Source organism: Cyclobacterium sp. SYSU L10401 (assembly GCF_010993705.1).
GTDB lineage: Bacteria > Bacteroidota > Bacteroidia > Cytophagales > Cyclobacteriaceae > Cyclobacterium.
In genome coordinates this window covers 547,003-558,377 of sequence record NZ_WOFO01000004.1, presented here as the reverse complement: position 1 = coordinate 558,377, position 11,375 = coordinate 547,003, and the positions used below count along the sequence as shown (strand labels likewise).

Genomic DNA, 11,375 nt, shown 5'->3' with positions numbered 1-11,375 from the left:
ACTAATAACCGACTGCATAATAAGAGCCGTATGAATTGAGAGGTTCACGTACGGTTCTGTGAGAGGTTTAGGGGTGGGATTCCCCTTTACCTACTCGACTATAGCCAGTTGTTCTTTTCATCTCGTCCAATATATTTCTAATAATTCGTGAGCTGTCTTCGGTATTTTTTGTCTGTCGTCTTTGCTTTGTCCGCTTACAGATTGCATTTTCGCTTTAAGGTCAATGTAAACAGGGTGCTTTATGCTTGAAATTAGAAGTCCGCCTTTATTAAGTTCTTCATTTATTTCTTTTTTAAGCTTTTCCTTGTCGGTCAGCAAGTCGTCTATAAAGTCAAAGCCACATTTAACTATTGCATTTGATTTCAGTTTTTCAATTTGCTCGTCAAGAAATGGGAGTCCGAATTTTTTATAATCTCCAAAAATTTCCCTTACGGTTTTTGTTGTAGTTTCAATTTGTCCGTTATGAAAATAGTAAGCGTCTTCAATTTTTAATGCTCCGGAATTATGTCTCAATTCCTTTAAGTCCTTATGAGGATTTAAAAATCCATTGTTATATTGGTTTGAAAAGATGTATTCAGGATTTAGTATTGAGGAAATTGAACAAGCGAAATTTCTGTCTTCAAGTGTAAAAATTATGCGAAGCACTTCATATGCTGTCAAGTTGTTTACCTGTCTTATTCGCTGAAATGAATAGCAACTGTTCTTATATGCAAAAAATTCAAAGTCGGGCAAAACTTCACTTGCCGTCTGAATGAGAATTTGTTTTATCTCTCCTTTTTTCAGTTCGGGTGATTTGTCCTGCTTAGTTGTCAACTCTTTTATTTTGTTTATCCAGTTCAATTTGTCTGTTTGTGTTTCGGTGTCGTTCTACAATTGGCTATAACAGCCAACTATAAATGTAGTGAGTGATTTCGGAGCGAGTTACTGTCAGCCCAACGTAAAATTTTTAAGGAGTAAAAAAGCTCAATTTCAGCAATTCAGCCCGCATTACGCTTATACAATGTTGTGGGTAGTATTTCATTTGGGTCAACAGCGACAATTTTTCCGTTCCTTACCACAATCATCGGACTTTTCTTTTGCTTTTTGTATTCGATTAGCCTTTTGTATGTCTCTTCGAGGCCTTTGACTATTTTATCCCGTTCTTCTTTCAGTTGTTCTTTAGTTCCCATAGTAATTCCTTTTTAAATCTTCCCATTGTTCAACATTGCTAATTGTTTCTTCCTTCAATGCTCCTTCAGCTATTATCTCATAAGTATCTCCTGAATTGTTCACAAACAGCCAGTTGTCCACCTTGGCAAGATATAGATTGAAAAAATTCTTAAGACCACTTTTATACCTCCTCCTAATCACCTCTTCCGGTATATGATGACCTCCTTCTTTTACCCTTGTTTCCACTCTTGAAATAGCCAATTCTTCTGAATTTAGCCAGAAAAACAAGCAAGTCACTTGGTAATCCATTTCTTTTGCCCTATCAATAAATTGGACATAGCTTCTAGTTGAAAGAGTAGTTTCAAAGGCAAAACTTTCTCCTGATTCTAACAATCTTTTAATTCTTTTCAACATTAACCTGCCTGCTTCTATTCCTGCTTTTTCTGGCTGAAAAGGAGAAATTCCTTTAGCGATTTCATCTGCGTTTACAAACTCCTTACAATCAAGTATTTCTGGTAGAATTGTGTAAGAGGCAGTTGTTTTTCCTGCTCCGTTGCATCCAGCTATAACGTATAGTTTTTTCATTTCATTCTAATATACGATTTTCTATCAATGGTGGTAGAATCTGGATATTACCCACAACATATTATAACCCTGACAAAATCAGGCATATCTTACTAAATCCCGTTGGATACCCCTCACAAAACTTACTTTCAGTAAGGTTTAATATTACTAATTATTTCTTTAAAATCATCGGGATTGCTTTTATTTAAGCTTTCTTTAGTTAAAGGAAGGTACGGCAATTGCCTGTTATCCACTGAAAAATACAGGTACCTTCCTGAATCCCTTCGGAGAATTAAATTGATTGTATGCCCTTCCTGGGGAAAAGTAAAAAAAATCCTGCCGGCATTATCCGGCAGGAGTCATTTCCGTGTAGGTACTTTCGTTGCAGGAGCACTTGCTTCGGTAGGAACACCGCCTTTGTCTGTTGCTTATAGCCTTCTTCCCGGAGCAGGCTTATTGCTGCCAGCCACCGCCCAGGGCCCGGTAGAGGCTGGCGATGCTTTGCAGCTGTTGTACCTTCAGGTTGATATAGTCCAGCTCGGAAGAAAGGGCATTGGACTGGCTGTTGATCACATCCAGGTAGTCGGCATACCCTACCTTGAACATGGTATTGGCATTGTCTACCGACCTGCGTTGTACCAGTACCTCATTGGTTTTAAATTCAAGTTCCTCTGCCAGGGTGCTGTAGTCATTGACCAAAGCCAACACCTCCAGGTAACTGTTGAGAACCGTTTGTTCATAGTCATACAAAGCGACTTTTTGCCGGGATTTGGCTTCCTGATAGGCCGCCCGTATCCTGTTCCGGTTAAATAGTGGTGCGACCAGCCCTCCTCCCAGCTGGTAGGCGGTAGATGCCGGATTGAGAAATAGCTTACTGAATTCAAAGGCATTGAATCCGGCCATACCGAAAAGGTTGAATGAAGGGAAAAAGGCCGTCCTGGCAATGTTTACTTCCAGATTGTTGGCCTGCAGGGTTTGTTCGGCAGCCCGGATATCAGGACGCAGGCGGAGCAAATCCGAGGGCAGTCCAATCTCCAATATCTCCGGTAAAACGTCAATTTCGGAGAGCGATTGCCTGGAAATGTTTTCAGGATAAGTGCCCAAAAGATAGGCCAGGTTCAGTTCTGTCTGCCGCAGCTCCCTACGTTTTCTGACCAGAAGGCCTTCGGAGTTGAGCATCAATGCTTCAAACTGGTCAATGGACAGTTGACTTTCCTGGCCGGCATTTTTCAGGCTTTTGCCCAACTCAAAGGCCTGTTCCTGAAAAGCTATGTTGGACAGCAGGGTTTCGATTTCTTCATCCAGGCCTACCATCTTGAAATAATTATTGGCTATTTCAGCTACCAGCCAGGTTTGGGCAAGGTGGGCCATTTCCTCTGCCGCCATGTAATCGGCAAGGGCCTGCTTCTTTTTCATTCCCAGTCTTCCCCAGATATCCAGTTCCCAATTGAATGCCGCACCTATCATTAAATCTTTATAGGGTACCGGAATTCGTTTGTCTTCGGGCACGGTTGGGGAAAGGTTGGTATCGTCATTTCCCACCCCATCCATGGTGTAGTTTCCAAATTTCCTGACCTGGGCTCCCGTTTGCAGGTTGATTTCAGGAAGCTGCCCCATTTTTGCCCTGCTCAGGTTGGCCCTGGCTATTTGGACCTGGGCCAGGGTTTTGGCTACGTCCTGGTTGTTTTTAAGCCCTTTTTCAATCAAGCCCTGCAGGTGAGGATCACTAAAAAAGGCCTCCCATTGGGTAAAGGCCAGGCTGGCACTATCTGCGGTGGAAGCTGCTGGGACCGGATAGGACTCCGGAGGATCCTGCTGTCTGTGGGTGGTTTCCTGTGGCACCTTACAGGAATTTAACCCCAGTGCTACCAACAGCATGATGTATTTTAAGGGTGGTGTATTCATGAAATTTGGCATTTGCATTAGGAAGTTTTAAGACTATTGGAGGCTACAGCCTGATCTGCTGGTTGTGGTTCCGGCTGCTTTTTGAGGTAGGCAGCCAGGGACTCAAAAACCACAAATAGTCCCGGGATCAGGATGATGCCGACAAAGGTTCCGATAAACATGCCACCTGCCGCTGCAGTGCCAATGGTGCGGTTGCCCACGGCACCTGCACCGGAAGCCAGAGCGAGGGGAATCAGCCCACTGATAAAGGCAAAAGAGGTCATCAGAATCGGGCGAAGTCTTTCCACGGCTGCGTGAATGGCAGCGTCCAGGATGCCCATCCCTTTTTGCCGGGACTGGACGGCTATTTCTATGATGAGGATGGCATTTTTCCCCAGCAGTCCTATCAACATGATCAGGGATACCTGCGCATAAATATTGTTTTCCAGACCAGTGAGGTAAAGCAATAAAAAAGAACCAAAAATACCGGCAGGCAGGGACAGGATTACCGGCAGGGGCAGCAGGTAGCTTTCATACTGGGCCGCAAGTAACAGGTAAACAAATAACAGGCATATCAGAAAGATGTAGACCGCCTGATTTCCGGAGGCAATCTGCTCCCGGGTGATGCCCGACCAGTCAATGGAAAAGCCTCTGGGGAGGGTGGCAACAGCCGTTTCTTCCACTGCACGGATGGCATCCCCACTGGAATAGCCCGGTGCAGCATCTCCATTGATCATGGCAGAGATAAACATGTTGTATCGGGTGAGTTGTTCCGGCCCGTAAATGCGTTCCAGACTTACGAAGTTGGAGTAGGGGACCATTTCTCCCTGCTTGTTTTTGGTATACATTTTCAGCAGGGACTCGGGGTTGGTACGGAATTCCGGCGATGCCTGGAGCATCACCTTGTACATCTGTCCGAATTGGATAAAGTTGGAACTGTAGTAGCTGCCAATAAAACTTTGCAAGGTCTGCATGGAAGACCGGATGTCCACGCCTAATTTGGCCGCCTTGTCATGGTCCACCCTGAGGATATACTGGGGGAATGAGGGGTCAAAATTGGTAAAGGCATCTTGTATTTCAGGACTTTGCCGGATGGCGGCAAGAAAATCTTCCACAGTCTGTGCGGTAAATTCCAGGTCCCCACCGGTTTTGTCCTGCATCTGCAGTTCAAATCCGGAGGCATTTCCAAAGCCGGGGACGGGTGGGGGAGCAAAAAACTGAATGGATGCCCCGGTAATATGGGCCGTTCTGTCCTGGTACTTTTGAATCAATTCATTTACGTCTTCATCCCGGTCATCCCAGCCCACCAGATTGATCATGCCCATGCCATAGGAGGCACCGGCGGTTTCGGTAAGCAGGCTATATCCGGCAAGGGTGGAAATGGTTTCCACCTCCTCAAAAGGCAGGATGGATGCCTGTACATCATCCATGATCTGCTGGGTGCGGTCCATGGTGGAGCCCGGGGGAGTGGTCACATTCACATAGATCATGCCCTGGTCCTCGTTGGGGATAAAACCGGTAGGTAAGAAGAATGTCATGCCGTAGGTGAGGCCAAAGAATAGAATCAATAGGCCAAAAGTCAGTGTTTTTCTTCCGGCTGTCTTGCCAATAAGGTGAGCATATCTCCCCGAAAAAGCCTCGTATTTTCTGTTAAATGAGGTAAAAAAGCGGGATAGCAGGCTTTTCCCTTCCTCGTGGTGTACCGGTTTGAGCAGCAGGCTGCAGAGTGCCGGTGAAAGGGTGAGTGCATTGATTCCTGAAATCACAATGGCGATGGCCAGTGTAAGGGAAAATTGCCGGTAAAAAATCCCTACAGGTCCTGAAAGGAAACTTACCGGAACAAAAACGGCTGACATCACCAGGGTAATGGCAATGATGGCCCCTCCGATTTCTTTCATGGCTGCGAAGGTAGCCTCTTTGGCATTCATTCCGTTTTGGTGCATTTTTACGTGTACGGCTTCCACCACCACTATGGCATTGTCTACCACGATGCCAATGGCCAATACCAGGGCAAAAAGGGTCAGCATATTGATGGAAAACCCAAAAAGTCCCATAAAGAAAAAGGTACCAATAAGGGAAACGGGTACGGCTATGGCTGGTATCAGGGTGGATCTCCAGTCCTGGAGGAAAATAAACACCACAAAAGAAACCAACAGGAAAGCCTCAATCAGGGTTTTTACTACTTCTGAAATGGAAGCATCCAAAAACCTGGAGACATCATAAGAAATATTGAACTTCATACCGGGAGGAAATGAGGACTCCTGCAGTTCTCCCATTTTATCCTTGATGTTTTGGATGACCTCTCGGGCATTGGATCCAGGGCGCTGCTTGATCATGATAGAGGCGGAGGGCTGCCCGTCTGTCATGGAAACCATGTTGTAGTCCTCCGAATCAAATTCCACTTCGGCCACATCCCTGACCTTTAGCAGGGAGCCGTCAGGCAGGGATTTTAAAGTGATATTTTCGTACTCCTCCTGGGTGTTGAATTTCCCGGTATACTTGAGTACATATTGCAGGGACTGGGGGTCCCGGTCCGAGCTGATGCCTGATTTGCCGGGAGCGGCTTCCACATTTTGGCTTTGAATGGCATCACTGACATCCTGGGGCGTAAGATTATAGGCTACCATGCGGTCTGGATTCAGCCAGATGCGCATGGCATAATCCCTGTTTCCCATGATTTCTGCCCTTCCTACCCCGTCTATCCTTTTCAGCTCCGGCAGAATATTGATATCTGCGAAATTGTAAACAAACTTTTCATCCTGGGTACTATCTGAGGTCATGAGGTTGAGGTAAAGTAACATGGAATTCACCTCTTTCTCGGTCATCACACCGGCCCGGATGACCTCCTCCGGCAATTCATCCACCACAGTGGCCACCCGGTTTTGTACGTTTACAGCTGCCTGGTCGGGGTCTGTCCCCACACTAAAAAACACAGTGATCACGGAAACCCCGTCGTTGGTGTTGACGGAAGACATGTAGGTCATTCCGGGAACACCGTTGATGGCCCGTTCCAGTGGGGTAGTGACGGCTTTGGTGACCACTTCCGCATTGGCTCCCCGGTATTGGGAGGTTACCGTTACAGAAGGGGGTACGATCTCCGGAAATTGGGTTACGGGTAATCCTAAGAGTGCCAGCAAACCTATCAAGGTAATCAGAATAGAAATTACCGTTGACAGAATGGGTCGTTTTATAAATAAATCAAACATGTGTCAATGGGTTTGTAGCCTGCTACAGAGGCAGGTTCAGTGAACGGTAAACTTCTTCTTCACCAATTGGATTGGGTTTTACGGTGGCTTCATCTTTGAGAAGCTGGATTCCCTCCAGCACCACCTTATCATTGGTGTTAAAATCCTGCGCCACATAGTATAGTCCATGTCTCATAAGCGGGCGAAAGCTTCTGACTTTCACTTTATTGTCTGCATCTACCAGGTAGACATAGTTGTATTCCTGAATTTCAAAGGTGGACTTTTGAGGAATTAAATAGACGTCCTTTAATTCATTGCTCATTTGTACTTTTCCGCTCGCCCCGTGTTTGATCAACTTATCGGGATTTGGAAACCGCACCCTTAGTGCAATGGAACCTGTTCCCTGTTCAAAGTCAGCCTCCATGGTTTCCAATTTGCCTTTATAAGGGTATTCCACGCCATCCGATAGGATCAGGGATATTTCCTCCTGTTCATCCTGCAGGGTTTCCCTGACTTGCTGGTTCATTTCTTCAGAATCGGCATCTTTGTTTAATTCCCCCCGCATGTATTCCAGGTATTCATTTTCGGTGATGCGGTAATAGGCGAAAATTTCACTGATATCCGTAATGTTGGTCAGCAGGTCTCCACTTTTTACCAAACTGCCTGTTTTATAGGGAATCCGATCCACAATCCCATCGAAGGGAGCTTTTACAGTGGTGTAGGAAAGGCCTACTTGTGCATTTTTTAGCATGGACTCGGCTTCCAGGATAGCGGATTGTGCCATTTCTTTCCTGGACTGCGCAAGTTCCAGCTCGGAAGAGGAATAAATCTTTTTATCCACCAGCACTTTTAACCTTTCCACCTCCAGGCTTGCGGCCTTTTCCTCCGCTTTGGCTTGCATGAGCTTGGCGGTTGCAGAATTGACCAATTCGTTGTATTCTGCGGAGGACAGCTGAAACAGGGGCTGACCTTTCCTGACCTCCTGTCCCTCGTCTACATAGATCTGTTCTACAAATCCTTCCAGCTTGGACCGGACTTCCACAAACTGTATGGCCTGGAGATCACAGACATAGGTTTGGGGAACTTTTATGTCTTTGGGCGACAAGGAAAAAACAGGTACTTCCAGGTGCTCCTTGTTTTTATTGTTTTTACCGCTTCCCTCACTACAGGAAACAAAGGCAATTCCAATGAGCAGGATCACCAAGATTGCAGACAAAGGGTTTGAATGGGCATGATTGATACCGGCATACCGGAGCCCCAGATTTTTTTTATTCATTTCAGAAATGGGATTAAACAAACAATTGGACCAAAACATTTGAACCTACCAACAGTGGTATAGCAGACCTATTCAGCCTGCCAAAGCAATGAATTGTTGAATGGATATTTTGGGAATTCCGGAAAAGATGAATTGGGCTGACGAATAGAAGTCATCCAATTTGATAAAAGCGAAACTTTACCTCAGGGGGCATTGGTCCAGACAAACAGGGATACTATTTGTCTGATCTGATCTAAAGTAAAAAAAGGAGGAAATATTTCTGGTGTTGCAGCATGCAAAAGCAGCAGTAAGTGGAAAGGATTATACCTCAGATAAAAATGGGGAAGCAAAATTTCCCTTGAATGAGAGTTGCTGGAGTAGCCCCGACTCAGGGAAGTGGGAAAGTCTACGTAATCAAAATCCGACACATCCAGGTGAATGCCTGAAGGAGGAAATTGATGAACAGCCTCTTCCCCTTCAGCTACAGAAAGCCCAATTAAAAACAGGGCCAGTAGATTGGTGAAGATATACCTGTAGAAAAAAGGAGCTATTTTTTTTCTTAAGCGTTTCACATCACAAAAATAAAGATAAAAACAAAAAGAACTATTCCGTTTAAACAGGAAAAAGGACGTTAAAAAAGAAATAGCGGTGTTTTTGGCTGATTTTTGGGAACCTTATTTTGACCTAATGGCTGTATAAAAACGCCGATTTGGTCACTCGTAGCTGACAGGAGTGAAAAATCAACTTCCCAGCCAGATATAGATCAATACCGTCACCAGACAGAGGATAGCGGCTACAGGTTTGGCATATTTCCAGGGCTTCATTTCCAATACGGGGGGACGACTCACAAAGGTGTTTGGCTTACCTGGAAAATAGCTACTGACCAGTACCATCAGTCCCAGATTCAGGATAAATTCTATGGCCCAGATGTGAATAAAATGGATGCCTGTGTCCAGAAAAAAACTGGTAAACAGGTAAAAAGCCAAACCGGTGAACAAGCCCACTTTGGCAGCTCGGGCAGTGATCTTTGGAATAAAGAACCCGGCAATTAATATGGACGCAATGGGGATAAAAAAGATGCCATTGAGCTGCTGCATTAGCTGGTAAAGGCCTTCCGGGGCATTTCCAACCAGAGGCGCAATTAAAATGGCCAAAACGGCCAGCACCAGGGAGCTCAGGCGCCCTACCCGTACCAAACGTTTGTCAGAGCAATTGGGGTGAATTAATTTTTTATAGATATCCAGGCTGAAAATGGTAGCTGCAGAATTCAATACGCTGTTAAAGGTACTCAATATGGCACCCAGCACCACGGCAGCGAAAAAACCCAGCAATCCCAGGGGCATTACCCGGCCCAATAACACTGGATAAATAAAATCCTGGTTGTCATAATATTGATCACTGTAATAATAATAGGCGATGATGCCGGGCAAGACAATAATGAGGGGTATCAGGATCTTAAACATGCCGGTGAGCAAAAGTCCTTTTTGTGCCTCCGCCATGTTTTTGGCACCAAAGGCACGCTGGATAATGGTCTGGTTCATGCCCCAGAAATACAGTTGGTTGATCATCAACCCGGTAAAAATGGTGCTGAATGGCAAAACCGAATCCGCTTTACCGATGACGTTAAACTTTTCGGGAGCGTATTCATAAACTTTGGATATCCCGGTTAGAATATTCCCATCCCCTATATCCCACAGTGCGAACACAGGTACCATTAAGCCTCCAATGATCAGGCCTATGGCATTGATGGAATCTGAAAAAGCCACTGCTTTCAAGCCGCCAAAAATGGCATAAATGGAACCGACTACCCCTATGGTGATCACTGTAATCCAAATTCCCTCCGAAAGGCTTACTTGCAGGACTTCGGACACATTGAAAATACTTTCCAGGTTAATGGCTCCCGTGTATAAGACGATGGGAAGCAAGGTGACCACAAATGATACCATCAGCAGGAAGGCTACAATGGTCTTGGTACTGCTGTCAAACCTGTTTTCCAGGTATTGTGGGATGGTGGTCAACCCCATTTTAAGATAGATTGGCAGAAAATACAGGGCGGCTATGACCAGGGCAATGGCACTTGTCACTTCCCAGGCAATGATGATCATCCCGTTTTTATAGGCCGAACCGTTGAGTCCGATCAGGTGCTCGGTAGATATATTGGTCAAAATCATGGAGCCGGCGATGACCCCACCGGTGAGCGATCTCCCTCCCAGAAAATATCCGTCTCTGGAACTGATATCGTCCTTGCGTAATTTATACCAGGAAAAAAAAGCTACAAAAAGTGTAAAACCTATAAAGGTAAGGGCTGTAAGCATGGTTTACATTTAAATTGCTGCCCGGCAGCTACCAGGCAGCAATGTTATTGTCAGATCTGTAGGTTAAAATTTCATGGTGGCAGGCAGGTACTTTGCGACCAGGTCCTCATAGTAAGGTCTCAAAGCTTTGGCATCTGGTGGAACCGGCACCTTGGAATACAGGTCATAGGGGTTAAATTTATCCACCCATTTAAACATTTCTTTGTCATGGTCACTTAACAGGTGATCGTAGGCGCCTTCTCTGTGCTGGGCATAAAAAGAGTGATACCGGATCATGTAAAGGGCAGGCTCAGGCAAATAATCCTTTACCATTTGGTACAGGTATTCATCATGACCCCAGGACATTTTTACGTTTTCCAGGCCTGTATTCGGCTCGTAAACACCATATTTGGTGTTGAATTTTTCATTTTCTGAATCTGGATTGGCGTCAAAGAATTCAGGATAAACGATTTTGTCTGAATGCCTGCAGCCTACCGGAAAGGTATCCCCTACGACAGCCCACTGCGGTTCTCCAAAGAGGCACAGTACCTTGCCCATGTCATGGATAAAGCCTGTCAAAACAAACCAGTCCGGGTGACCATCCGCCCGGATCGCCTCAGAGGTTTGGAGCAGGTGCTGGAGTTGGTCCAGGCTGATATCAGGGTCAGAATCATCCACAAGGGTGTTGAGATAATTGATGGCATCCCAAAAGGGCATTTCTTTCTTATCAAATTTCAGAAATTCCTCCTGTTTTTGACAAACGAAATCATAGGTTTGATACTGGTGGTTCAGCCGGTAAAATTCTTTTACGGTATCTATGCGTTCAGAATCATGGTAATTCCGGTAATCCTCCTTGCTTTTGGCTTGCTCGGATTTAGGTTTGGGATAACGAACCTTTAAGTCGTCCTCCCATTCTTCTATATGGCCCAAAGGAGCGTTTTCTTTCTCGTTAAATGGCTTTTGCATGATTCAAATGATTGATTTCTTTGGCTTAAATTTAGAAAAAACAAATAACATTTTTTTATAATGGGACCGTTTTTCCAA

Annotated in this window: 9 protein-coding genes; all 9 read right to left on the bottom strand. The window is 45.2% G+C overall.

All coding sequences use genetic code 11. The features are described from left to right. Window positions 1-117: 117 nt before the first annotated feature. Entirely contained in the window at window positions 118-840 is a 723-nt protein-coding gene (locus GL182_RS12930) for a hypothetical protein (RefSeq protein WP_163380079.1), read from the bottom strand. A gap of 137 nt (window positions 841-977) precedes the next feature. Continuing rightward, window positions 978-1,169: a hypothetical protein gene (locus tag GL182_RS12925; protein WP_163380078.1), complete on the bottom strand. Its 192-nt coding sequence runs from the start codon at window positions 1,167-1,169 to the stop codon at window positions 978-980. Then, a complete protein-coding gene (locus tag GL182_RS12920; RefSeq protein ID WP_163380077.1) occupies window positions 1,159-1,734 on the bottom strand; it encodes a zeta toxin family protein in 576 nt (191 codons plus the stop codon). The genes GL182_RS12925 and GL182_RS12920 overlap by 11 nt, the downstream gene beginning before the upstream one ends. Window positions 1,735-2,166: 432 nt before the next feature. After that, window positions 2,167-3,618: a TolC family protein gene (locus GL182_RS12915; RefSeq protein ID WP_163380076.1), complete on the bottom strand. Its 1,452-nt coding sequence runs from the start codon at window positions 3,616-3,618 to the stop codon at window positions 2,167-2,169. 17 nt (window positions 3,619-3,635) lie between these two features. Further along, complete coding sequence (locus GL182_RS12910) at window positions 3,636-6,803, bottom strand: efflux RND transporter permease subunit (RefSeq protein ID WP_163380075.1); 3,168 nt, start codon at window positions 6,801-6,803, stop codon at window positions 3,636-3,638. 22 nt (window positions 6,804-6,825) lie between these two features. Continuing rightward, window positions 6,826-8,058, bottom strand: coding sequence for an efflux RND transporter periplasmic adaptor subunit (locus GL182_RS12905; RefSeq protein WP_163380074.1), 1,233 nt, complete (start codon window positions 8,056-8,058; stop codon window positions 6,826-6,828). 182 nt (window positions 8,059-8,240) lie between these two features. Beyond that, on the bottom strand, window positions 8,241-8,609 hold the full coding sequence (locus GL182_RS12900) for a hypothetical protein (RefSeq protein ID WP_163380073.1): 369 nt from the start codon (window positions 8,607-8,609) through the stop codon (window positions 8,241-8,243). Between the two features lie 168 nt (window positions 8,610-8,777). Beyond that, window positions 8,778-10,352 (bottom strand): solute:sodium symporter family transporter, encoded by a 1,575-nt coding sequence (locus tag GL182_RS12895; RefSeq protein WP_163380072.1) that lies wholly within the window; start codon window positions 10,350-10,352, stop codon window positions 8,778-8,780. A gap of 63 nt (window positions 10,353-10,415) precedes the next feature. Next, the gene (locus GL182_RS12890; RefSeq protein ID WP_163380071.1) at window positions 10,416-11,297 is read right to left on the bottom strand and encodes an inositol oxygenase family protein; all 882 of its coding nucleotides are present in this window, start codon (window positions 11,295-11,297) and stop codon (window positions 10,416-10,418) included. Window positions 11,298-11,375: the final 78 nt, after the last annotated feature.